The following is a 22,897-nucleotide window of genomic DNA, read 5'->3' on the forward strand; positions in this document are numbered from 1 at the left end:
ATAAGCGTAAAATTATAAAAACACCCCATGAACCTCAAAAATCAATTAGTCCGAGTTATTACCAATTATCAACTGTTGGAGAGCTGATGAGAATCAACTATGATTGAAAGTCAAGTTGCTTGAACATGATATGTGCATCGACGAGCCCGAGTTGGGAATGCCGAAAGGCTTTTGGTATGGTACCTATAATCTGAAATCCGAATTTCTTCCATAAGGCAATGGCCGCGACATTCGTGCTAATGACGATGTTGAACTGTATCGCCTGATAACCTTTTTCAGTGGCATAATCAATGGAGTGGGCACACATCATTTTACCGATGCCCTTACCCTGAGTGGATTCACTTACCATATAACTACAGTTGGCAATGTGGTCACCAAGACCGACATGATTCGGTTTAATGACGTAAGTGCCAACTATTTTGCCCTCCTCTTCGGCCACAAAAGTGGTTATGGGTGCTGATAACCAATAGGTTTCAAATTCTTCTTTAGTGGTGTCAGGACTAAAAACATAGGTCTTTCCATCTTTGACCACTTGAGAAAATATATGCCAAATGGACTCGTAATCGTTTTTTGACGCTAGTCGAATAATCACAGCTGTTGATTTTAGATAATGGAGTACTGTAAAGATAGGTTCTACGTCTGAGTTTTTTATTTATGGTTTCTGACATTTAACTAGATACATGGGGTGATCTTCTTGAATTTCTGTTATGTCAATGAGTCCGTATGGTTTAAAATCGACCATTAAAGAATCGTTGTCGTAAAAGTAAATAGGAGCACCCTTATGAATTTCAAAGCGATTTTCGCCTACTTGCTCACCTTTTCTATAGGATAGGGCATTTTGAGAAATGGTCGTAAATAACATAAAACCCTTTGATTTGAGTTGGTCATAGCAAGCTTTTATAAAATTCTTTCGGTGAGGTTCGTCAAGTAAATGCAGAAGGGCATGACTATAGATGGCATCATAAGAATCATGATCAAACGGCATATGGTCAACAGAGCCCTCATAGATAACGGTGTTGTCGTCTAAAAATCTTTTTGCGATGCCAATGGCCGTTGGCGAGATTTCGATGCCTGTTACATGCATTCGGTTATCCTGAAACAATTTGGCATTTCTGCCATAACCTATCCCGGGCACTAGAATCTTATTAAGCTTGTTTTCAATAAAGAATTGATTAGCCAATTGGGCCGATTTGCAAGGTTGTTCACCCCACATTTCCCCCTTTTCCTTAAAATTGCTTTCCCAGAACTCGTTCATAGTTTCGACTTCTTAGGGCAGATTATATCTTCTAGAATTTCACATTGAAAACCTATTTGCCTGATCGATTTCATTATATCTGCTGCGTTAAGATAAGAACCTTCAACTCGAATGATAGTATGGCCACAAGGGTATGGCAATCCAGTTTCGTCGAAATCATAATCCACCTTTAGGTTAGGAAAAGCTTCCGTCAAGAGATTGAATACTTTTTTGGCTTCAAATTCATTTGTCAAGTTGGTGATGAAGACCTCAATCATAGGGTAGGTATTAAAAACTCTTCTTCTGCCAATTCTTTGTTGGCCATGGCGCCAGCAATGTTACCGCTATTGACCGAGTTGGCAACCGACCTAAGTCGGGTAGTACTATCTCCACAGGCAAAAACACCTTTTAAACTAGTCTGTTGAAAGGGGTCTACCGAAAGGTACCCCATGTCATCTAGCTCGCAGCCTAGTTGCTGGGGAATGGGGCAATGCTGTTCAAAAGGAATAGATGCGTACAAGGCATCTAGGTTTTGAGAACTACCCTCATCAAAAACCACCTTCTGTATAGTACCTTTTTTATGGACTAGTTCGATGATTTTCTTATCGTTAACCTGTATATTATTCGACTTTAATTGCAAGGTTTGGACATCGATAAAATCGTTATTTCCATTAGTGAAAATAGTTAGTTCGTCCGTTAGGTTTTTAACCAAAGATGCTAGATGAAAACCTCTTTCTCCATTCGCCATGATTCCTGTTCTTTGATGCTTGAATTCGTACCCATGACAATAGGGGCAGTGAATGGCCGTAATACCCCAACAATCAGAGAATCCTTTAATGGCAGGCATCAGGTCTTTGATTCCTGTCGCGAAGATGAGTTTTCTTCCACTATACTCACTGCCCGAAGCAGTTTCTATTTTGAAACTACCGTTGATTTCGGTGGCACGCAAAGCCAAATCTTTTATAGAAGTTACGGTATCGTAATTCAATACTTGGTCTAGAGCCAGTTCTGAAATTTCCTTCGGTGTTTTTCCGTCTTGGGTAATAAAATTATGAGAATGGGGTGTCTGCCGATTGCAAGGTAGCCCACTGTCGATAATGATAACCTTTCTCAGCGAACGGCCTAGGGCCATGGCCGCTGATAGGCCCGCATAACTGCCTCCGACAATAATGACGTCATATATGGTTCCGGTATTCATGCTATTTGAATTTTTATCTTGTACAAAGGTATTAAAATTCTTATTATTGCAAATAAGTCGCAATAAAAAAGCGAATAAATCGCATTTATAAATGGAGCGTAGAAATACTAAAACAAAAGAAGCCGTACTTGAAGTATTGTCAAAAACGGGGAAAGCCATGAGTCGGGAGGCTATAGAGAATAAAATACAGACCGATATCAATCGGGCAACTGTCTACCGAGTCTTGAACCGATTTTGTGATGATGGCATCTTACATCGGGTCGTAGCTGATAATGGAAAGCAATACTTCGCCATCTGTACCAATTGTGAAGATAAGGCCATGGCCGGAAATCACTTTCATTTTCGGTGCCTAAATTGTGAAACCATCGAGTGCTTGCCGATACCTGTTGATTTTACACCCCCTTCGGGATATCTTGTAAGTGGGGTGAACTGTGTGCTTTCAGGTACCTGTAAAGATTGTGCGGCTTAATTTTTTGTATTGGAAAACAAGAAGGACAAAAAGGATAAAAAACCATGGCCTACCAAAGATGTCATGGCCCAGATTTATGAGAAAAATTTGTGGGGAGGAATAGGACACGCGTTTTTTTCAGGAGAAGGTTCTCATGAACAAAGTTTGGTTATGCCTTGGCTGAAAGCTGTTCAAGAATTTTTAGGTTCGTTCAAAAATCCTATTTCTGTTTGTGATTTAGGCTGTGGCGACTTTAATGTAGGAAAGGAGCTGCTGCCCTTTTGTTCTCACTACATTGGGGTGGATATTGTTCATGAACTGATAGATCATAATAAATCCCAATTCCCACGGTCGAATTTGGAATTCCGTTGCTTGGATATCGCTCAAGAAATACTACCATCGGCAGATTGCGCCATTTTACGCCAAGTGCTTCAACACCTTTCGAACGAAGAGATTCTGAAAGTATTGGAAAAACTACATCAATACCAATATGTTATCCTCACAGAACATTTACCTGAGGGGGACTTTATTCCCAACAAGAATATTATCTCAGGACAAGGTATTCGACTAAAAAAGCAGAGTGGGGTTAATGTGGAGGCGCCTCCATTTAATTTGAAAGTCAAGTCGCAAGAAAGGTTACTTGAGGTATTCCCCAAAGATGGCAAGGGAAGAATTGTGACAATTCTTTATGAATTTTAATCTAACCTTCTAGGGGAAACTGATTTTATCCCAAAATCATTCCGGCAATGGTAGCAGATAAAAGAGAGGCAATCGAGCCGCCTAACACGGCACGCATACCAAACTCTGAAAGAGTCTTTCGCTGACCTGGGGCCAACGAACCGATACCTCCAATCTGTATGCCTATCGAAGCAAAATTGGCAAAACCGCATAACATATAGGTAGCCATGATTACCGATTTGTTGTAGCGAAGGTTAGCGCCGGTGGTCAGGTCTTTCAATTCGGCAAGTTGTATATAACCAACAAACTCACTAGCGGCCAACTTGATGCCCAATAACTGCCCCATTAACATAGTATCTTCTGAATTGACGCCTATCAACCACATAAGGGGGGCGAAAATAGTACCTAGAATCGCTTCAAGTGAAAGTTTGTCGTAGGCCGTATGTTCGGCAATATACCCGTTAATTGTTGTGAGGTCTCCTGTCCATTCCAAAATGCCATTGACCATGGCGATCAATGCGACAAAAACCAATAACATGGCACCCACGTTCACTGCCAGTCGTAGTCCTTCTGTAGTTCCGTTGGCAATGGCATCGAGCATGTTAGACCCGATTTTTTCGGTAGAAACCTCTACATCGGTATTGACCGATTCCGTTTGCGGATAAAGCATTTTGGAAATAACGATGGCGCCCGGGGCCGCCATCACAGAGGCAGCCAACAAATGTTTGGCAAAAACCAATTGCAGGGCTTCATCCTCTCCACCTAAAAAACCGATATATGCCGCTAAAACTGCTCCAGCTACAGTAGCCATACCGCCAATCATGACCAACAGAATTTCTGAGCGGTTCATTTTTTCTAGGTAGGCTTTAATCAACAAAGGAGCCTCCGTTTGACCCAAGAAAATATTTCCTGCGACGGAAAGACTTTCAGGTCCGGAAATGCCCAAACTTTTCGATAATAACCAAGCCATCGCGCGAACCACCTTTTGAATAACGCCCAGATAAAACAGTAGGGAAGTCAAAGCAGAGAAAAAAACAATGGTAGGCAATACCTGAAAAGCAAAAATGTAGCCAAAGGTATTGGTGTCGACAACCAAGCCTTCAAAAAGAAACTTACTACCGGCACGGGTAAAACCTAGTATGCTGATAAAGACCTCGCCTACGGCTTCAAAAGCCATCTGAACCCATGAAACCTTTAAAACACCAATCGCTATAAGAAGTTGTAGCGACAGGCCTATACCCACGGTTTTCCAATTGATGGCCTTGCGATTGGCGCTGCAAAAAAATGCGATGACCAAAAGCACGGCCATACCCATAATACCTCGCCATAAGCTATCTATGCTGAAGCCCTGGTTGGGTACAATTTCGGCAGATGCCTGAATAATGTCATTTATAGTCGTAGACTCAATCGAAGGTGCGGGGGTTTCTTGGGCCAAAACTGGAAAAAAGGTACAAAGGGCAAGCAGAATTATACAAAGTCTAACATTCATAGATTCGCTTGCAGGTTAAAATTAACGTTCGGTTCAGTTGCGCTTTGAAATTTCGTCACGCAGTTTGGCCGCCTTCTCATAGTCTTCGTTAGCTACGGCCTTATCGAGTTCTTTGTTGAGTTCTTCTACGGTAAGTTCAGTAAAACCATCGGTAGCGCCTGAGTCGATTTCGACGGTTTCACCTTCTTGAAGTATTTCATCGACCACAATACTATCGTCGTTATCTTCTTTTTCGCTCTCTTTTGACGAGAACTTTAGGTAAATACCGGCCTTATCCAAAATGGTTTTGTAGGTAAAAATGGGGGCGTTGAAACGTAATGCCAAGGCAATGGCATCGCTGGTGCGGGCATCGATAATCTCTTCGATCTTATCGCGCTCGCAAATGATACTTGAATAGAAAACACCGTCTACCAATTTGTGAATGATCACTTGCTTGATCACAATATCGAAACGGTCTGCAAAATTCTTGAACAGGTCATGGGTCAATGGTCTAGGAGGTTTTATCTCTTTCTCCAAGGCAATAGCAATGCTTTGCGCTTCGAAGGCCCCAATAACAATAGGCAGTTTTCTGTCACCTTCTACCTCATTGAGTATAAGGGCGTAAGCCCCATTTTGGGTCTGACTGTAAGAGATGCCTTTTATTTTTAACCTGACTAAGCTCATAGTATCTTAAAAATACAAAAAGGCTGTTTAAATATGGGCGTAACCTTTATTTAAACAGCCCTTTCAGGGGGGCAAATTAACAAAAATTAAACGTTTTGTGCTTTAAATTCCTTTAATTTTTCGACGAGTTGAGGTACTATTTCAAATGCATCGCCCACGATACCGTAATCGGCAGCTTTAAAGAAAGGAGCCTCGGGGTCGTTATTAATGACCACTTTGGTCTTACTGGCACTTACTCCGGCCAGGTGTTGAATGGCTCCGGATATTCCTATAGCAATATATAGGTTGGAAGCTACCGGTTTTCCGGTCTGGCCTACGTGTTCGCCATGAGGGCGCCAGCCCATATCGGATACCGGTTTAGAGCAGGCCGTTGCCGCACCTAACACTTCGGCAAGTTCTTCAATCATTCCCCAGTTTTCAGGTCCTTTCAAGCCACGACCGCCGGAAACTACTATTTCAGCATCGGCGATTGAAACCTTACCGGCAATTTTGTCTACCTCCACAGAAGTTACTGAAAAGTCGGCGTCATCTAGAGTAGGGGCAAAGTCCTCTACATTGGCTGTGTCTCCAGTTTCATTAAGTCCGAATGCATTGTTGCTTACCCCAATAATCTTTCTATCGGTGGTAATCTCGGTAAAGGCAAACCCTTTGTTACTAAAGGCAGTTCGCTTCACGGTAAGGGGTGAGGTGCTGCTCGGTGCTTCAACCACATTAGGGGCGTAACCCGCTTTTAATTTGGCCGCTAATATCGGCGCCAAATACTTGCTATTGGCACTAGAGCTGACAACCACTACTTGCGAGCCTTCTTTTTCGGCGGCTTCGGCAATAGCCTTTGCGTATGCTTCGGCATTGAAAGTCGTTAATCGGTCGTTCGATACCGCCAGTACTTTTTCGGCCCCATAGGTGCCCAAGCTTTCATTTTCTTCGGCATTAAAAGAAATGGCAGTTACCGATGTGCCCAGTTGTTCGGCTACCGCTTTGGCATACGAAGTAACTTCAAAGGCATTTTTTTTGAATTTTCCGTTTTCGGATTCTGTATATACTAAAATGGACATTTTTTTCTTTTTTGGAATTGAAATTGAGTGAATGGTACGGTTTATTAAATGACCTTGGCTTCGTTGTGCAATAGTGAAACTAGTTCGTCTACCGAATCGGTCAGCTTTACGGCACCTTTTGGGGCCGGTTTCTCGAACTTGCTATCTACCGTCGCCTTGGTGGCATCAACGGGTTCTACCACGTTAAGTGCCTTTTTACGGGCCATCATGATTCCTCTCATGTTCGGAATTTTAAGGTCACTTTCCTCGACCAAACCTTTCTGACCTCCGATTACTAAAGGTAACTCTGCCTGAACCTTCTCTTTTCCTCCGTCAATTTCACGAACCGCAGTGGCGGTACTTCCGTCAACTTCGAGGCTGATACAAGTGTTCACAAAGTTCATTCCCAAGAGGCTGGCCAAAATTCCTGGCACCATTCCTCCGTTATAATCGATAGATTCCCTTCCTGCAATGACCAGATCATAGCCACCATCCTTTATAACATTGGCTAATTGCTCGGCAACAAAGAAACCATCGGTAGGCACGGCATTGATTCGAATGCCTTCATCGGCACCTATAGCGAGTGCCTTACGCATTGTCGGTTCGACAGAAGCATCGCCCACAGTTGCAATATGAACTGTAGCGCCCTGTTTTTCTTTGAACCACATAGCCCTGGTAAGACCAAATTCATCATTTGGGTTGATAACAAACTGAACACCGTTGGTATCAAATTTGGTATCGCCATCGGTAAAGTTTATTTTTGAGGTCGTATCGGGAACGTTACTAATGCAAACAAGTATTTTCATCTATATTACTCTTTTAAAATGACCTCACGAAGATACATATTCTTTTCCTAAAATACTATGCATGCATAGTATTTTTTTGTTTCTTTTTTGGGGATTAGGGTAAATGAATTGCCATATATTTTCCTATTTTTGCTTGCCATTTTAGCTAATTAATTAAAAGACACACACCATATCATATGAAGACGTTACAATTTAGGGAAGCCATTGCCGAGGCCATGTCGGAAGAAATGAGAAGAGACGAATCTGTTTATCTAATGGGTGAAGAGGTGGCCGAATATAATGGTGCTTACAAGGCCTCTAAAGGTATGCTTGATGAGTTTGGGCCAAAACGCGTGCTCGATACGCCGATAGCCGAACTTGGTTTTGCAGGTATTGGCGTTGGTTCTACCATGACTGGTAACCGCCCTATAATTGAGTTCATGACCTTCAACTTCGCTTTGGTAGGTATTGACCAAATTATTAACAACGCAGCGAAAATTCGTCAAATGTCAGGTGGTCAGTTCGCTTGCCCGATCGTTTTTCGTGGGCCTACCGCTTCTGCCGGTCAATTGGCAGCTACCCACTCTCAAGCCTTTGAAAGTTGGTATGCCAACTGCCCCGGTTTAAAAGTAGTGGTGCCGAGCAACCCAAAAGATGCGAAGGGGTTGTTGAAATCGGCCATTAGGGATGATGACCCTGTGATTTTTATGGAGTCGGAACAAATGTACGGAGACAAAGGTGAGGTTCCCGAAGGTGAGTACACTATTCCGTTAGGTGTTGCAGATATTAGAAGAGAAGGAAGCGATGTAACTTTAGTTTCTTTCGGAAAGATTATCAAAGAAGCTGACAAGGCGGCAGAAAAATTAGAGGAAGAAGGTATTAGCGTTGAAATAATTGATTTGAGAACTGTTAAGCCACTAGATTACGAAAGTGTTCTGAAATCTGTAAAGAAAACCAATAGGTTGATCATTTTAGAAGAAGCATGGCCATTTGGCAACGTTTCTACCGAGATTACATTTCATGTTCAGAAGCATGCGTTTGATTATTTGGATGCTCCTATCGAAAGAATCAATACAGCCGATACTCCAGCGCCCTATTCTCCAGTATTGTTGGAAGAATGGTTGCCAAATTCAGAAGATGTTGTTAACGCTGTTAAGAAAGTGTTATATAAATAAGCTATACCAATTTGTAAAGGTACTTTTGCTTCGTCGGCCCTGTGGCCGGCGAAGCTTTTTTTATGGTATACTATTTGCTTATACCCCCTGCGAGAATCGTATGTGAATGAAGAGACTCCTTTTACCCCTTTTACTTTTGTTTGCTTTTGTTGCTACTGCCCAGAGTAAGGTCGGAGGTTCGGTTATTGATGAAAACAATGATCCGGTGGCTTTTGCCAATATTCTTTTTAAAAATTCGTACGAAGGCACTATTACCGATGATAACGGTAGCTTTTATCTAGAGTCAGATACCACGCATGATACGTTGGTAGTTTCCTTTATAGGTTATGAAGACCTATTGATACCGTTGACCCAAAAAGTCAACTACAATATGAAAGTTCAGCTCAAAGAGTCGAGCGAACAGTTACAGGAAGTGGTGGTCTTCGCCGGAAAACAATCGAAAAAGAACAATCCCGCAGTTGAGATTCTAAAAAAAATCTGGGCAAAGAAGCGTCAGAACGGGGTGCGTCAGTTCAAGCAATACGCTTACGATAAATATGAAAAAGTAGAGTTCGATCTCAATACGATCGATAGTGCCTTGATGAAAAGAAAGATTTTCAAGGGCCTCGAATTCGTGTTTCAAGATTTAGATACCTCTAGAATCACCGGTAAGACTTATTTGCCCATTTTCTTGAACGAAACCTTCTCGAAGGTTTATGGTGATAATGTCATATCTGAAGAAAAAGAAGATGTTTTGGGCAATAAGAACTCTGGCTTTGATAACAACCAGGCCATCATTGGGTTTATTGCCGATCTGTATCAAGACTATGATATTTATGACAACTATTTGAAATTTTTTGATAAGAGCTTTACCAGTCCGCTTTCAAGAACAGGGGTCGATACGTATAACTATGCCTTACGAGATAGTGCTTTTATCGATAACAAATGGTGTTACAACATTGTATACTATCCCCGAAGAAAAAACGAGCTTACTTTCAAAGGTGATTTTTGGGTAAACGATTCAACCTATGCCATTAAGAACATTAATCTTGAGGTAACTAAAAGTGCCAATATTAACTGGGTTAAAGAAATTTACATTGAGCAAGATTTTGAGGTAGTCAATGATTCTGTCTTTTTGTTGAAGCGTGATTACATGATGAGTGATTTCAGCTTTAGCAAAAAAGAGAAGTCGCGAGGGGTGTATGGTAAGCGTACCACGGTGTACGGTAATTATGAGTTTGATAAAAAGCACCCTCGAGACTTTTACAAGACAGAAAGTAACCCTTACGATCCCATTGTGCAAAACAGGGATAGTTCTTTTTGGTCGAACAATCGTCTTGAGAGTTTAAATAAAGATGAGAAGGGCATTTACCAGTTGTTGGACACCCTAAAAACCGTGCCTAAATTTAAGTCCTATTATAATCTTGTCAGTATTCTAGGTTCCGGCTACGTTGAGATTGATAAATGGAATATGGATGTCGGCTCGGTCTATGACGTTTTTGGCTATAACCAAGCAGAGGGCCCGCGTTTGAGATTGGGTTCCCGAACCTATTTTGGTGAAAACGACCTGTGGAGGCTTGAAGGGTATATGGCCTATGGCTTTAGTGATCAAAAGTTCAAGTACGGCACTTCGGGCAAGTTTCTACTAGATAAAAAATCTCGGTTGATTATCTCCGGTGGTAACCGAAGGGATATTGAGCAATTAGGGGTAAGCTTAACGGCGACTAATGATGTATTGGGCCGTAGTATTGCCTCCTCGTCATTGGTGACAGTTGGTGCGAACAATCGCCTGACCAATATTAACCTCAGTAAGCTTGATTTTGAGATGGAACCTATTACCAATCTTCGTATTGGGGTAGGGGGTACTTTTAGAACTTTAAGCTCCGCCTTGCCTGACGATTTCAGTCTCGATTATATTGACCCGGAAGAGCCATCTGGTATAGCATCAACCATTAGGCAGTTCGATTTTAATGCGCTTTTGATCTACACTCCCGGTAAAAGAACGATTGGTTATGGGGTTGAAAGACGAACTATCAATGACAACTATAGCACGTTGCTTTTGAACTACACCAAAGGTACTGAGGGTATATTTGGTAGTGATTTCGATTATAGCAAGGTGCAATTTGCATATAGTCAGCCATGGCAGATTGGGGGCTTTGGTAGACTATATAGCACCTTAGAAGTTGGTAAGACTTTCGGGGCCGTTCCGTTGGGGTTATTAAATGTTATACCAGGTAACCAAACTTTTTTTTCTAACTATGGTACTTTTCCGAATCTCGACTTTTACGAATTTGTAACGGACACCTATGTGGCCCTTCATCTCCAACATAATTTTAACGGAAGGTTGTTTGCAAGAATACCTTTATTGCGCAAACTAAACCTTCGGGAAGTAGTTGGTCTGCGAGGAGTTTGGGGAACCTTGTCGGATGAGAACATCGCTTTGAGCGCCCCGGCGGCCATCAATACTCCGCTTCAGGCACCTGATGACAAGGTGTACTATGAATATTCGTTCGGTATAGGAAACATCTTTAAGATACTTCGAATCGATTTCAACTTTAGGGGTAATTATCTTGATGCGCCAGATGCGCGACCCTTTAGTATTACCGGAACTTTCGGCTTCGATTTCTAAAGGCTGGTTTTTCGATAAGGCTTCCTCTTGAATGCTGCACTTTTTTCGGTGTTTTCCTCTGTTTTCTAAGTTATTTGCAATTAAATGTCTTGAAATTTAAAAGCCTTGGATTTGTTTCTTGAAAAGCCTCGTTTTTTTGGTCATCGAGCACCTCATGGCTTCCATTTTTCGTACCTTCGCGGCTTTAAACAAATCCACAAAAATGGGAAAGAAAACGAATATAACTTTCGATGTTTTAATAGAAATTCCAAAAGGTAGTAGAAACAAATACGAGTACGATTTTGTCTTGAACAAGATTCGCTTCGACCGTATGCTCTTTTCATCCATGATGTATCCAGGTGATTATGGTTTTGTACCTGAGACCTTGGCCCTTGATAGAGACCCGCTAGACGTTTTGGTAATGGGTACCGAACCTACTTACCCCATGGTAGTGATGGAGGTGAAGCCCATCGGAGTTTTCCATATGACCGATGAAAAAGGTCCCGATGAAAAGTTGATATGCGTTCCCGTTTCCGACCCAATTTGGAGCAATAACAATGATATTAGCGATTTGAATCCTCATAGACTAAAGGAAATCGAGCATTTCTTTCAGGTTTACAAAGACTTAGAGGAAAAGAAAGTTGATACCGGTGGATGGGGCAATGCCGAAGAGGCCGTAAAAATATATCAAGAGTGCGTGAAGCGCTATAATGATAGTGATTTAAAAAAGAAGCGAACTTTTACGATATAGTTAAAATTCCGCTTAGAATATAGCCTTATTATTGATATAATAGGGCTTTTTTTATTTAATTCTATTTTACTACTTTAGGTGCCATTATTTTAACTAAACCAAAGTAATAATGGAATTGATCGTAAAGTTTTTACCGGTATTCGGTGTGCTGGCACTGCTTTTTGTAGTCTGGAAAAATGCTTGGGTAGGCAAGCAGGAAGTTGGCGATGAAAAAATGGCCAGGATCGCTAAAAACATTGCCGATGGGGCAATGTCTTTTCTTAAGGCCGAATATAAAATCTTATCTGTTTTTGTGGTGGCCGTTGCGGTATTGCTTTTCTTTAAAGGCAGCAGCGAAGAAGGCTCTAACGGAATGGTGGCCGTATCGTTTATTGTAGGGGCCATTTGTTCCGCTTTAGCAGGCTTTATTGGCATGAAGGTGGCTACCAAGGCCAATGTAAGAACTACCAATGCCGCTAGAACTTCACTAGGAAAAGCCTTGGAAGTAGCTTTTGCAGGTGGCGCCGTAATGGGGCTCGGTGTAGTAGGTCTAGGAGTTCTCGGACTTAGCGGTCTGTTTATGATTTATAGCGGACAAGGATGGAGTATAGGTGAAGTACTCAACGTACTTTCCGGGTTTTCTCTAGGGGCTTCCTCCATTGCGCTCTTCGCCCGTGTGGGTGGCGGAATTTATACCAAGGCTGCCGATGTCGGGGCCGATTTGGTTGGTAAGGTAGAAGCCGGTATTCCTGAAGATCACCCTTTAAATCCTGCTACCATTGCAGATAACGTTGGAGATAATGTTGGTGACGTGGCCGGAATGGGGGCTGATTTGTTCGAGTCTTATGTAGGTTCTATAATAGGAACGATGGTGCTGGGTGCAGCCTTTGTGCAAATCGATGCTTTTGGTGGTGCATTTGATGGTCTTGGGGCCGTTTATCTTCCTTTGGTCTTGGCTGCTATAGGTATTATCATGTCTATTGTAGGTAGCTTTTTTGTGAAGGTAAAGGAAGGCGGAAATCCTCAAACAGCCTTAAATATTGGTGAGTTTGGTTCTGCAGGTTTGATGTTGGTGGCGTCTTATTTTCTCATTACCATGATGCTTCCGGAAAGCTGGAACCTTGGAGGTGAGTCTTACACTGCCATGGGTGTGTTCTATGCCGTAATAGCCGGTCTTGTAGCTGGTTTAGCAGTAGGTAAGGTAACCGAATATTATACTGGAACGGGTACCAAACCCGTAAACTCCATCGTAAAACAATCTGAAACAGGTTCGGCAACCAATATCATTGCAGGTTTGGGTGTGGGAATGATGTCTACCATGTTCCCTATTCTAATCATTGCTGCGGCTATTATTATTTCGCATATGTTCGCCGGTCTTTACGGTATTGCCATTGCTGCCGTTGGTATGCTTGCCAATACGGGAATTCAGCTGGCCGTTGATGCTTACGGGCCAATTTCCGATAACGCAGGTGGTATTGCAGAAATGTCTGAACTACCTAGTGAGGTGAGAGAACGAACCGATAAATTGGATGCTGTAGGAAATACGACTGCCGCCATAGGTAAAGGTTTCGCGATAGCTTCTGCCGCCTTAACTGCACTGGCATTGTTCGCAGCATTCATGCAAACAGCAAACGTTACGGGCATCGATGTTTCAAAACCAACGGTAATGGCCGGTCTATTAGTGGGCGGTATGTTGCCATTCGTCTTCTCTGCACTATCAATGAATGCTGTGGGTAGGGCAGCCATGGCTATGATTGAAGAGGTACGCCGTCAGTTTAGGGATATTCCCCAGCTGAAAGCGGCCTTGGAAGTAATGCGGCAAGTTGATTCTGATATGTCAAAGGCGACACCCGAACAAAGAGCCATTTTTGATCAGGCCGATGGTCTTGCAGAATACGAAAAGTGTGTGGCCATTTCAACTCAGGCTTCCATTAAAGAAATGGTACTTCCTGGTCTGTTGGCCATTGCGGTACCTGTGGCTGTCGGGTTTTTAGGCGGTGCTGAAATGTTGGGCGGTCTTTTGGCCGGTGTAACGACTTGCGGGGTTTTGATGGCCATATTTCAGTCCAATGCCGGTGGCGCTTGGGATAATGCCAAAAAAATGATTGAAGAACAGGGTAGAAAAGGTACCGACGCGCATAAAGCTGCCGTTGTAGGAGATACCGTTGGAGATCCTTTTAAAGATACCTCGGGACCTTCGCTGAACATTCTCTTAAAATTAATGTCAGTAGTGGCATTGGTAATTGCGCCTAGTATAGCCAATGACGTTTCGGGAATGGCTGGCGATATTGACAAAAAGGAGATAAAAATAGAGATGCAGACCGAACAGAAAGACGGGCTTGCTGAAGCGACCATTGCATATACCAAAGTGGTCAACGGACAAAAGTTCAGCGAAGAGAAAACATTTTCCGGTAGTTCTGAAGAGGTAAAAAAACAGTTAAAGGAATTTGAGAATCAGGCTAATACTGAAAAAGGCTCTGATGTAGAAATAACTATTGAAAGTATTGATGTTCGTAAGTGAACATCCTCAACTTGAACATGTGAGAAAGGCTGCCTACGGGTAGCCTTTTTTATTTCTGATGATTCCGGTTACGACGGGTGGGTAATTCTTAAAAACTTGGCTTTTACTTTTTGGTTTTTATATTTTTCAAAGGGTAGGATGGTGGTTTCGTAATAATGCGACATTATACCAAATTACAGGACCGACGAAAAGCAGTAAAACCTTTGTATTGCTTAAATTTGGCAGCCTTAAAACATACTTATGAAAAAACTTTTTCTTCCCCTATTAGTACTTCTTTCCATTTATGCCAATTCTCAGGCCACCAAGGTCCCCGTTTATGCATGGGTCGGTGGTCCGGGAAAAGCCACAGATAAAGAACTTCAAGAACAATTTGCAGATTTTAAGGAAAAAGGTATCGATGGCCTAATGTACAGCGGTGGACACGACCCAGAAACTTACAAAAGAGTGGGTAAGTTCGTGAAAGAGGCGGGTTTGGAATTCCATACTTGGATTCCGACCATGATTCAGGGAGACCCAAAAATTAAACCGGAATGGTATGGCGTAAGTGGCAAAGGAGAATCTACCTATGAGGTGCAGCCATATACTTCTTACTATAAATTTATGTGCCCTAATAAAAAAGGGGTTAGAAAGTATTTAAAGGACTTATATACGGGAGTTGCCGAAGTTGATGAGGTAGACGGAATTCATTTAGACTACATACGCTTTCCCGATGTGATTTTGGCGCGTGGGCTTTGGGAAAAGTACGGTTTGATTCAAGATCGCGAATATCCAGAATATGATTTTTGCTATTGCGATACCTGTACTTCTGATTTTAAAAAGAAAAGTGGTATCGATATCACCAAAGTTGATGATCCATCTACGGTTCATGAATGGAAGGAATACAGATATAACGTAATCACCGGTTTGGTGAATGAAATAAAGGAAGCCGTTCATAAAAAAGGTAAGAAAGTTAACGCTGCAGTTTTCCCTGGCCCGACGGTTTCTAAAAAACTGGTTCGTCAAGAATGGAACAATTGGGGTTTAGATGCTTATTACCCAATGAACTACAATGACTTTTATATGGCCAATACCTTATGGATTGGTAGTCAGGTAAAAGAAGAAGTGAAAGCGGCAGGTGATACGCCCGTCTATAGTGGTCTTTTTATTTGCCCAAGACCATGGAACAAGGCCAGTGAGAAAGACCCTGAGGGTCACGGACTCTTACCGGAAGAATTAGGTGATGCCATTAAGGAATCGATGGAGAATGGTGCCGCGGGAATATGTCTTTTTACACCGGGTAGAATGACCGATGCCCATTGGGCCGCTTTTAACGAAGCTATTTATAAAGATTATTCGAAAGAATAAGGTTTGGTCTTCTGACTATTACGGAAAACAAAAAAGGCATCTGAACAGATGCCTTTTTTTGGTAGCCTTTTTTAAGAATTATTCTTCTAAAAATGCTGTCATTTTCTCATTGACCACTGCTGCTTGGTCGATGGATAAAAAATGGCCCGCATTGGGTATGATTTCACCCTTTCCTTTGGGCAATCTGTTCGCAATTCTAACAGTTTTTCGTTCATTGATAATATCGTCATCCCCGATTAAAACTAAAACAGGCATTTGTAAAGACTCTAGTTCTTTGGTAGAAAAGGGTTGCATATTGGTTATGAACTTGTTCTCTGATTCTCTTTCCAAACCTAGCTTGTATTGTTCCAAATAAGTATCGCTAATGTTAGATACGTTGGTCGACATGCTTTCCAAACTTTGTGCAATTTGTTTTTCTTTGGAGGAGAGAAGCGTAACGATGTTTTTGAACAAATCTAAACTGGGGCGGATCCAAGTAAAGGTTTGAGCCGGGCTCAGCAATATCATGCTTTTTATCTTTTGTTGATTGCTCAACGCTAAATTCACCGCTAGCCATCCTCCTCTCGATGCTCCGATGAGGTGAAAGCTATCAAGCTCTAGAACAAATAAAATCTCTTTGTACCAAGCGGTAACCTTTTCAACACTTTCAACATCGTCGTAAAGATGCGATTTGCCCGGTTCTAATAGAAAGTCAATGGCGAAAATGCGGTGATTTTGGGTCAGTGCTTTTATATTGGGGTACCACATGGTAGAACTGGCATTCATGCCGTGCAGTAGAACCACGGGCTCTCCATTTTTTGGGCCGCTTACAATGACATGGGCAATGCCATCGGTGGTAGGTATATACAATTCTTCAAAATCAACATCCCATAATTGTAAGGTTTTGTTGTATGCCTGATAGTATGTAGAATCTAGAGGAGAAGCTTTTGTAATGTAATCAGGTACTTTTTTGTATTCTGCATACTTATCTGTGCAACTTATGAAGGCGACGAATATCGTCAATACTAAAATTGGCCTCATTCGGGGGATTTATAAGGAATGCAAATTTGAGGACTTGCGGTTAGACTATCAAAAATTGGGGGCGAAAGTATGACTCTTTCGATTAAATGAAGCGGTGTCGGATTCAGAAATTTAAATATGATCTTCTTAATCTCAAGAAGATACTTTTTCGATTGTCTCAAACTTTTTGCCAAACACTAATATGCATTCTTCTTAAAAACAGCACTATTTGTTGTTTCCGAACTAAATTGATCAGGCGATATCCAATAAAAAAGCTGCCTTGGCAGCCTCTTTAGTTATTGTAATTGAAAGGTAATGGGTATGCTAAATGGTACTCTTACCGAACGGTCGCGTTGCTTTCCCGGGGTCATCTTAGGTAGCTTGTCAAGAATGCGTTTTGCTTCGGCTTCCAGTGTTTTGTCCGGTCCCCGCATTTGAATTTCGCCGATAGTGCCATCTTTTTCTATGACGAACATAGTGCTTACTCTTCCTTCAATCCCCATTTCTTGTGCGATTTCGGGGTATCTAAAGTGTTTTTTAATATGCTTCATCATCATTTCTTGAAAGCAGGCTCTTTTATCCTTTTCCTTCTCGCATCCCGGAAAAACGGGCACCTCCTCAATAGAAATAAATGGGATGGTTTCAGGTTCATCAACTTCCATTACTTCAACGTCCGTGACCTGTAAGACTTCCTCATTTTGGTCTGTTTCGGTAGATGCCATTTCGGTTTCCATTACCTCTTCGTCATCTTCAATGATTTCAATAATCGGTGGTGCCTGAATCGGAGGTGGCGGGGGTGGAGTCTTTATATGTATCGTTATGGGTACATCTTCCACCAAATCATCGCTAATGTTCATCGAAATGTCATAGTCATAGGTCTTGTCGTAAGTTTTCCATTCAAAAGCCATTAAGGTTATGGCAAGTACCAATAGCAGGGAAAGTAAAAAATACAAGTTTCTGTTGCGATTAATATCGACATTTTGGTTTTTCTTGGGTTCCATCTTTTTCGTTTTAGGGTTTCTGATAATCTAAAACTATATGGTAACTATCATTTATAAAACCACTAATGAGGCAACTACTCTTTTCATTTAGGGAAAGAACTTTTTGCACATAAAGTATTTGGTCGAATTACGATATTTGTTAAATGAATCGGGTTCGCTTCTTTTGCGGTTTGCCGCTAATTTTGATTTATGGCATTTTTCGGTACTAAAGACAAACTACAGATAATCGGTTTTCAGGGTTATGGCACAGATAGCCATTTTTATGCTCGTGGAAGGGCGCTTGAAGATGAACAAATAGACTTAGAGCAAAAAGGGGTACTCAATTTAATCTGGAACACCTACAAGAGATTCGAGACCGATGAAGTCAAAAATACGAAGGTAACCATCACCTTGCCCGATGATCAAAAGATTCAGGGGCAGACCGATAATGCAGGTTATTTTAAAATGAAGGCCGATTTGAGAGATTTAAGAGAGTTGACCAATTCTGAGGGTTGGTTGTCTTATGAAGTGTCTTTTAATGATAACTCTCTTAAACGCGAAATTCTTCATCAAAACCGATTTCCGGGCGAAATGTTGATTCCTTTTTCGAGAGCAAAATTTGGTGTGATCAGCGATATTGATGATACCATTTTACACACTGGTGTTGTTTCTTCTTTAAAATGGAAGGTCATCTTCAATACCGTATTCAAAACAGTGGCAAAACGGACTCCCTTGGCGGGTGCTGCCGAATTTTACCAGATGCTGCATCAAGGTAAGTCTGGTGACGAGGCCAACCCAATTTTTTATGTCAGCCATAGCCCGTGGAATATGTACCGCTACCTAGAGTTGTTTCTAAAGCAGAACAGTTTCCCAAAAGGACCCATTCTTTTGCGTAGCTTTCCTTTCTTTGGAAGAAAAAGAGTAGAGGGTGAGAAGCCGCAGAAGCAAAAGGAAATACTTAATATTTTAAAGACCTATCCTAACTTGTCATTCATTCTTATTGGCGATAGCGGTGAGCATGATGCCGATATTTATAAGGAAATAGCAGAACTCTATCCCGATCAAATCGCTGCCATCTATTTAAGAAGCGTTTCGCATAAGAAAAAAATGGAACGCGTAAGAGGCCTCTTCGAAGGTTACAAGACCACACCCGTTCTACTTGTAGAAAGTAGTGAGCAGGCAATTGAGCATGCCAAAGAAAATAACTTTATCTAAATTTAAAAGAGGCCGTTGATTTGCGCGTCGATTCGGTTGATGATAGACCCGAGGTCTTCTGGGTTGCTCACAAAATCAAGGTCGTCTACATCAATAATTAGAAGGTTGCCTTTTTTGTAGTCATGGATCCAAGCCTCGTACCTTTCGTTAAGGCGGCTTAGATAATCTATTGATATGCTGTTTTCGTATTCTCGTCCGCGTTTATGAATCTGCTTGACCAAATTAGGAATGGAGCTTCTCAGGTAAATAAGAAGGTCGGGCGGTTGTACAAGACTTTCCATCAGTTCAAAAAGACTTTTGTAATTGTTAAAGTCTCTATTGGTCATCAGGCCCATGGCATGTAGGTTGGGTGCAAAGATGTACGCATCTTCGTATATGGTACGGTCTTGAATGGTATTTTTTCCACTCTCCCGTATTTGCAGTATCTGGCGATATCGATGGTTTAGAAAGTAAATTTGGAGGTTAAAGCTCCATCGCTCCATCTGCGTATAGAAATCATCGAGGTAAGGGTTGTCAACCACGTCTTCAAAATTGGCTTCCCATTTATAGTGCTTGGCCAAAAGCCTTGTTAAGGTGGTTTTTCCGGCGCCGATATTTCCGGCTACTGCAATATGCATAGATTAGTTGCTTTTTGAGTTGAGATTTTCTCTATACTAGATACGAAGGCACAAGATACAAAGGATCCCGTGCAAGGTAAAAATATTGTTTCTAAAAAATCCTTATGATAATTTTAATACGCACTTTTGACTTAAAATTTTTATTTCTAGGTTAAAGATGTAATTTTGCCCCTGATTATAAAAAGAGGAAGGATTTGACTGATTGCAACCTCTTGTTGTCACAACCGAAAATAAGGTTAGTTCGCTGGCAACATAAAAAATGCTAAAGCAGTTGGCAGCTATTTTACCTGTCATACTTCTTTAGGAATATCTTCAAATCCTTCAAAAAATAAAGAAGTATATGTCATATCTTTTTACATCTGAATCAGTAAGTGAAGGGCACCCAGATAAGGTGGCCGACCAAATTAGTGACGCATTGTTAGACCATTTTCTGGCTTTTGACCCAGAAAGTAAGGTAGCATGTGAAACCTTGGTAACCACAGGTCAAGTAGTCTTGGCAGGTGAGGTGAAAAGCGATACCTATTTAGATGTGCAGAATATAGCACGCGATGTTATCAATAAAATCGGTTATACGAAAGGTGAATACCAGTTTAGCGGAGACTCTTGCGGTGTCATATCATTGATTCATGAGCAATCGCAAGACATTAGTCAAGGTGTGGATCGTGGGGAAAAGGAACAACAGGGTGCCGGTGACCAGGGAATGATGTTCGGATACGCTACCAATGAAACGGAAAATTATATGCCGTTGGCTTTGGATATTTCCCATAAAATTCTTCAAACCTTGGCCGATTTGCGCAGAGAGGGCTCCGAAATCAGTTATTTGAGGCCTGATGCCAAAGCACAAGTGACCATTGAATATTCAGATGATAATGTACCGGTGAGAATCGATACAATAGTTGTTTCTACCCAACATGATGCATTTGATGCCGATGATGAGGTGATGCTTGCAAAAATCAAAAAAGACATCATCAATATTTTGATACCTAAAGTAAGGGCTCAGCTATCGGAAAGTATTCAGGTGCTTTTTGATGACGACATCAAATACCACATCAACCCTACAGGTAAGTTTGTGATAGGCGGCCCGCATGGCGATACAGGCCTTACCGGTAGAAAGATTATTGTTGATACCTACGGGGGTAAAGGTGCCCACGGTGGAGGCGCTTTTAGTGGAAAAGATCCGAGCAAGGTCGATAGAAGTGCTGCCTATGCCTCTCGCCATATTGCAAAGAACTTGGTCGCTGCCGGAGTTGCCGATGAGGTTTTGGTGCAGGTGAGCTATGCCATCGGCGTTGTTGAACCTACCTCTATTTTCATTGATACCTATGATACATCAAAGATCGGTTTAAGCGATGGTGAAATTGCCAAAAAGGTAGCTCAGTTATTTGATATGCGCCCATTTGCCATCGAAGAAAGATTAAAGCTTAGAAACCCAATTTATCTTGAGTCTGCCGCTTACGGCCACATGGGCAAAGAGCCCCAGACCGTAACCAAGGTTTTTGAATCGCCTTACAACGGTAAGGTAGAAAAAGAGGTAGAATTATTTACTTGGGAAAAGCTGGATAGGGTAGAAGAAGTTAAGAAATTGTTTAATCTCTAATTTTTTTCGGAAATAAGCGGAATTTTAATTTCCGGTACATATATTTGTTTTTCCAAAAAGTTCAAACACGTATTGAATAGTTATCAAGAAAGGTGGAGGGAATAGACCCTTTGATACCTTAGCAACCCTTTGCCAAAATAGGTAGAGAAGGTGCTACGTTCTAACCTAAAATTATTTTGGGGCAGATAACGCAACAGATTACTCCCGTAATTTTTCCGCTTTCTTATAACTTTTTAATTGAACCTTGATGAACAATCATCTAGGGTTTGGATTTTTTAGTATTCGTACAACTTAAAAATCAACAACTATGAGTGAGCTCAACTTTTCTACAAATGCCCTGCACGCGGGCCATGATACTGCTGAAACAAGTGGTACACGTGCGGTGCCAATTTATCAGACCTCTTCTTACGTGTTCAATAACACAGACCACGCCGCGAACCTGTTTTCTTTGGCAGAGCTGGGTTTTATTTACACACGCTTGAACAATCCTACCAATGAAATTCTTCAAAAGCGTTTAGCTGCTGTAGAGGGTGGTATTGGTGCCGTGGTATTTTCATCAGGGGCGGCTGCCATTTCAACCGGTCTTATGACTTTATTGAAGGCAGGTGACCACATCGTGGCCTCCAGCAGTTTGTATGGTGGCACCTTCAATCTGTTGAACGTAACATTACCACGTTTAGGTATCACAACAACCTTTGTTGATGCTAGTGATCCAGAAAATTTTGGTAAGGCAGTTCAAGATAATACACGGGCCATCTTTGTCGAATCTTTGGGCAACCCTAAATTAGATGTATTGGACCTGAAAGCTATTTCCGAACAGGCTAAAGCTGCGAAGGTTCCTTTTATTGTTGACAATACAGTAGCTACACCCGCTCTTTTAAATCCGATAGAGTATGGGGCCAACATAGTTATCCATTCCCTTACCAAATATATCGGCGGGCAAGGTACCTCTTTGGGAGGGGCCATTATCGATGCTGGAACGTTCGATTGGGGCAATGGTAAATTTCCTGAATTTACCGAACCATCTGCCGGTTATCATGGCTTGGTCTATCATGAAACTTTAGGTGCGGCTTCTTACACCTTTAAACTGATTTTAGAAGGCCTTCGCGATTTCGGCGGAGCGTTAAGTCCGTTCAATGCATTTCAGATAATTCAAGGTCTGGAGACTTTGAATGTACGTATAAAACAACATAGCACCAATGCCCTTGAGTTGGCCGAATGGTTAGAGGGCCGTGATGAGGTATCATGGGTGAACTATCCAGGTCTTAAAAGCAGTGAGTATTATGACTTGGCCCAACAATATTTGCCTAAGGGACAAAGTGGGTTGGTAACCTTTGGTATAAAAGGGGGCTTTGAAGCGGCAAAGAAATTTACCGATGCTACCAAAATATTTTCATTGTTGGCGAACATTGGTGATACCAAATCTTTGATTATTCACCCGGCCAGTACAACCCACCAACAGCTAAATGAAGAACAGCAATTGGGTGCCGGTGTCAGCCAAGATTTGATTCGTCTTTCAGTTGGGTTAGAAGATATTGAAGATTTAAAAGCTGATTTGGCGAATGCCTTTGCTTCGCTGTAATCAAAATAGATAATAAAAATA

At 41.7% G+C, this 22,897-nt stretch carries 21 protein-coding genes and 1 riboswitch; of the genes, 10 read left to right on the forward strand and 11 right to left on the reverse strand.

Going from position 1 to position 22,897, the window contains the following annotated elements; genetic code table 11:
• Positions 1-97 precede the first annotated feature (97 nt).
• The 4 genes from D1013_RS05210 to D1013_RS05225 are packed head-to-tail and all read right to left on the reverse strand — an operon-like array spanning position 98 to position 2,432.
• A complete protein-coding gene (locus D1013_RS05210; RefSeq protein ID WP_192466578.1) occupies positions 98-592 on the reverse strand; it encodes a GNAT family N-acetyltransferase in 495 nt (164 codons plus the stop codon).
• A gap of 60 nt (positions 593-652) precedes the next feature.
• Positions 653-1,255, reverse strand: coding sequence for a class I SAM-dependent methyltransferase (locus D1013_RS05215; RefSeq protein ID WP_121847864.1), 603 nt, complete (start codon positions 1,253-1,255; stop codon positions 653-655).
• Positions 1,252-1,512: a hypothetical protein gene (locus D1013_RS05220; RefSeq protein WP_121847865.1), complete on the reverse strand. Its 261-nt coding sequence runs from the start codon at positions 1,510-1,512 to the stop codon at positions 1,252-1,254. Before D1013_RS05220 ends, D1013_RS05215 begins: the two co-directional genes overlap by 4 nt.
• Positions 1,509-2,432 (reverse strand): NAD(P)/FAD-dependent oxidoreductase, encoded by a 924-nt coding sequence (locus tag D1013_RS05225; RefSeq protein WP_121847866.1) that lies wholly within the window; start codon positions 2,430-2,432, stop codon positions 1,509-1,511. Before D1013_RS05225 ends, D1013_RS05220 begins: the two co-directional genes overlap by 4 nt.
• Before the next feature lie 91 nt (positions 2,433-2,523).
• On the opposite strand from D1013_RS05225, the gene D1013_RS05230 reads away from it, so the two are divergent.
• A complete protein-coding gene (locus D1013_RS05230; protein ID WP_121847867.1) occupies positions 2,524-2,901 on the forward strand; it encodes a Fur family transcriptional regulator in 378 nt (125 codons plus the stop codon).
• A 9-nt stretch (positions 2,902-2,910) separates the two neighbouring features.
• Positions 2,911-3,579 carry a class I SAM-dependent methyltransferase gene (locus D1013_RS05235; protein ID WP_225621567.1) on the forward strand — a complete coding sequence of 223 codons (669 nt, stop codon included), beginning with the start codon at positions 2,911-2,913 and terminating at the stop codon, positions 3,577-3,579.
• A 25-nt stretch (positions 3,580-3,604) separates the two neighbouring features.
• Here D1013_RS05235 and D1013_RS05240 read toward each other — a convergent pair whose 3' ends face one another.
• The 4 genes from D1013_RS05240 to D1013_RS05255 all read right to left on the reverse strand — a co-directional run bounded on the left by D1013_RS05240 (position 3,605) and on the right by D1013_RS05255 (position 7,550).
• Positions 3,605-5,047, reverse strand: a complete 1,443-nt coding sequence (locus tag D1013_RS05240; RefSeq protein ID WP_121847868.1) for a NupC/NupG family nucleoside CNT transporter — start codon at positions 5,045-5,047, stop codon at positions 3,605-3,607.
• A 33-nt stretch (positions 5,048-5,080) separates the two neighbouring features.
• A complete protein-coding gene (locus D1013_RS05245) occupies positions 5,081-5,710 on the reverse strand; it encodes a bifunctional nuclease family protein (protein WP_121847869.1) in 630 nt (209 codons plus the stop codon).
• A gap of 86 nt (positions 5,711-5,796) precedes the next feature.
• Positions 5,797-6,765 carry an electron transfer flavoprotein subunit alpha/FixB family protein gene (locus D1013_RS05250; protein ID WP_121847870.1) on the reverse strand — a complete coding sequence of 323 codons (969 nt, stop codon included), beginning with the start codon at positions 6,763-6,765 and terminating at the stop codon, positions 5,797-5,799.
• 44 nt (positions 6,766-6,809) lie between these two features.
• Complete coding sequence (locus D1013_RS05255) at positions 6,810-7,550, reverse strand: electron transfer flavoprotein subunit beta/FixA family protein (RefSeq protein WP_121847871.1); 741 nt, start codon at positions 7,548-7,550, stop codon at positions 6,810-6,812.
• Positions 7,551-7,726: 176 nt separating this feature from the next.
• On the opposite strand from D1013_RS05255, the gene D1013_RS05260 reads away from it, so the two are divergent.
• From D1013_RS05260 to D1013_RS05280, 5 genes are all read left to right on the forward strand, one after another.
• A complete protein-coding gene (locus tag D1013_RS05260; RefSeq protein ID WP_121847872.1) occupies positions 7,727-8,704 on the forward strand; it encodes a pyruvate dehydrogenase complex E1 component subunit beta in 978 nt (325 codons plus the stop codon).
• A 106-nt stretch (positions 8,705-8,810) separates the two neighbouring features.
• Positions 8,811-11,312, forward strand: coding sequence for a DUF5686 and carboxypeptidase-like regulatory domain-containing protein (locus D1013_RS05265; RefSeq protein WP_121847873.1), 2,502 nt, complete (start codon positions 8,811-8,813; stop codon positions 11,310-11,312).
• Positions 11,313-11,514: 202 nt separating this feature from the next.
• The gene (locus D1013_RS05270; RefSeq protein ID WP_121850614.1) at positions 11,515-12,042 is read left to right on the forward strand and encodes an inorganic diphosphatase; all 528 of its coding nucleotides are present in this window, start codon (positions 11,515-11,517) and stop codon (positions 12,040-12,042) included.
• Between the two features lie 109 nt (positions 12,043-12,151).
• A complete protein-coding gene (locus D1013_RS05275; RefSeq protein ID WP_121847874.1) occupies positions 12,152-14,542 on the forward strand; it encodes a sodium-translocating pyrophosphatase in 2,391 nt (796 codons plus the stop codon).
• A gap of 240 nt (positions 14,543-14,782) precedes the next feature.
• A complete protein-coding gene (locus D1013_RS05280; protein ID WP_121847875.1) occupies positions 14,783-15,886 on the forward strand; it encodes a glycoside hydrolase family protein in 1,104 nt (367 codons plus the stop codon).
• A gap of 78 nt (positions 15,887-15,964) precedes the next feature.
• Here D1013_RS05280 and D1013_RS05285 read toward each other — a convergent pair whose 3' ends face one another.
• Both D1013_RS05285 and D1013_RS05290 read right to left on the reverse strand, forming a co-directional pair.
• Positions 15,965-16,906, reverse strand: coding sequence for an alpha/beta fold hydrolase (locus D1013_RS05285; protein WP_121847876.1), 942 nt, complete (start codon positions 16,904-16,906; stop codon positions 15,965-15,967).
• A gap of 275 nt (positions 16,907-17,181) precedes the next feature.
• Entirely contained in the window at positions 17,182-17,886 is a 705-nt protein-coding gene (locus tag D1013_RS05290; protein ID WP_121847877.1) for an energy transducer TonB, read from the reverse strand.
• Between the two features lie 189 nt (positions 17,887-18,075).
• Between D1013_RS05290 and D1013_RS05295 the strand changes: the two genes are divergently transcribed.
• On the forward strand, positions 18,076-19,080 hold the full coding sequence (locus D1013_RS05295; protein ID WP_121847878.1) for an App1 family protein phosphatidate phosphatase: 1,005 nt from the start codon (positions 18,076-18,078) through the stop codon (positions 19,078-19,080).
• Positions 19,081-19,082: 2 nt separating this feature from the next.
• Here D1013_RS05295 and D1013_RS05300 read toward each other — a convergent pair whose 3' ends face one another.
• On the reverse strand, positions 19,083-19,697 hold the full coding sequence (locus tag D1013_RS05300) for a deoxynucleoside kinase (RefSeq protein WP_121847879.1): 615 nt from the start codon (positions 19,695-19,697) through the stop codon (positions 19,083-19,085).
• Between the two features lie 340 nt (positions 19,698-20,037).
• Here D1013_RS05300 and metK point away from each other — a divergent pair, with 340 nt between their 5' ends.
• Both metK and D1013_RS05310 read left to right on the forward strand, forming a co-directional pair.
• Positions 20,038-21,294 (forward strand): methionine adenosyltransferase, encoded by a 1,257-nt coding sequence (gene metK, locus D1013_RS05305; protein WP_121847880.1) that lies wholly within the window; start codon positions 20,038-20,040, stop codon positions 21,292-21,294.
• A gap of 77 nt (positions 21,295-21,371) precedes the next feature.
• Positions 21,372-21,486, forward strand: a riboswitch (SAM riboswitch).
• Between the two features lie 115 nt (positions 21,487-21,601).
• Complete coding sequence (locus tag D1013_RS05310; RefSeq protein WP_121847881.1) at positions 21,602-22,876, forward strand: O-acetylhomoserine aminocarboxypropyltransferase/cysteine synthase family protein; 1,275 nt, start codon at positions 21,602-21,604, stop codon at positions 22,874-22,876.
• Positions 22,877-22,897 lie beyond the last annotated feature (21 nt).

The sequence above is a fragment of the Euzebyella marina genome, assembly GCF_003687485.1.
Classification (GTDB): Bacteria; Bacteroidota; Bacteroidia; order Flavobacteriales; family Flavobacteriaceae; genus Euzebyella; species Euzebyella marina.

Coding starts and splice junctions, on each gene's coding strand:
- D1013_RS05285 (WP_121847876.1), bottom strand. CDS start 16,906: ATGAGGCCAATTTTAGTATTGACGATATTCGTCGCCTTCATAAGTTGC.
- D1013_RS05265 (WP_121847873.1), top strand. CDS start 8,811: ATGAAGAGACTCCTTTTACCCCTTTTACTTTTGTTTGCTTTTGTTGCT.
- D1013_RS05295 (WP_121847878.1), top strand. CDS start 18,076: ATGGCATTTTTCGGTACTAAAGACAAACTACAGATAATCGGTTTTCAG.
- D1013_RS05280 (WP_121847875.1), top strand. CDS start 14,783: ATGAAAAAACTTTTTCTTCCCCTATTAGTACTTCTTTCCATTTATGCC.
- D1013_RS05245 (WP_121847869.1), bottom strand. CDS start 5,710: ATGAGCTTAGTCAGGTTAAAAATAAAAGGCATCTCTTACAGTCAGACC.
- D1013_RS05250 (WP_121847870.1), bottom strand. CDS start 6,765: ATGTCCATTTTAGTATATACAGAATCCGAAAACGGAAAATTCAAAAAA.
- D1013_RS05260 (WP_121847872.1), top strand. CDS start 7,727: ATGAAGACGTTACAATTTAGGGAAGCCATTGCCGAGGCCATGTCGGAA.
- D1013_RS05220 (WP_121847865.1), bottom strand. CDS start 1,512: ATGATTGAGGTCTTCATCACCAACTTGACAAATGAATTTGAAGCCAAA.
- metK (WP_121847880.1), top strand. CDS start 20,038: ATGTCATATCTTTTTACATCTGAATCAGTAAGTGAAGGGCACCCAGAT.
- D1013_RS05255 (WP_121847871.1), bottom strand. CDS start 7,550: ATGAAAATACTTGTTTGCATTAGTAACGTTCCCGATACGACCTCAAAA.
- D1013_RS05310 (WP_121847881.1), top strand. CDS start 21,602: ATGAGTGAGCTCAACTTTTCTACAAATGCCCTGCACGCGGGCCATGAT.
- D1013_RS05215 (WP_121847864.1), bottom strand. CDS start 1,255: ATGAACGAGTTCTGGGAAAGCAATTTTAAGGAAAAGGGGGAAATGTGG.
- D1013_RS05225 (WP_121847866.1), bottom strand. CDS start 2,432: ATGAATACCGGAACCATATATGACGTCATTATTGTCGGAGGCAGTTAT.
- D1013_RS05270 (WP_121850614.1), top strand. CDS start 11,515: ATGGGAAAGAAAACGAATATAACTTTCGATGTTTTAATAGAAATTCCA.
- D1013_RS05290 (WP_121847877.1), bottom strand. CDS start 17,886: ATGGAACCCAAGAAAAACCAAAATGTCGATATTAATCGCAACAGAAAC.
- D1013_RS05300 (WP_121847879.1), bottom strand. CDS start 19,697: ATGCATATTGCAGTAGCCGGAAATATCGGCGCCGGAAAAACCACCTTA.
- D1013_RS05240 (WP_121847868.1), bottom strand. CDS start 5,047: ATGAATGTTAGACTTTGTATAATTCTGCTTGCCCTTTGTACCTTTTTT.
- D1013_RS05275 (WP_121847874.1), top strand. CDS start 12,152: ATGGAATTGATCGTAAAGTTTTTACCGGTATTCGGTGTGCTGGCACTG.
- D1013_RS05230 (WP_121847867.1), top strand. CDS start 2,524: ATGGAGCGTAGAAATACTAAAACAAAAGAAGCCGTACTTGAAGTATTG.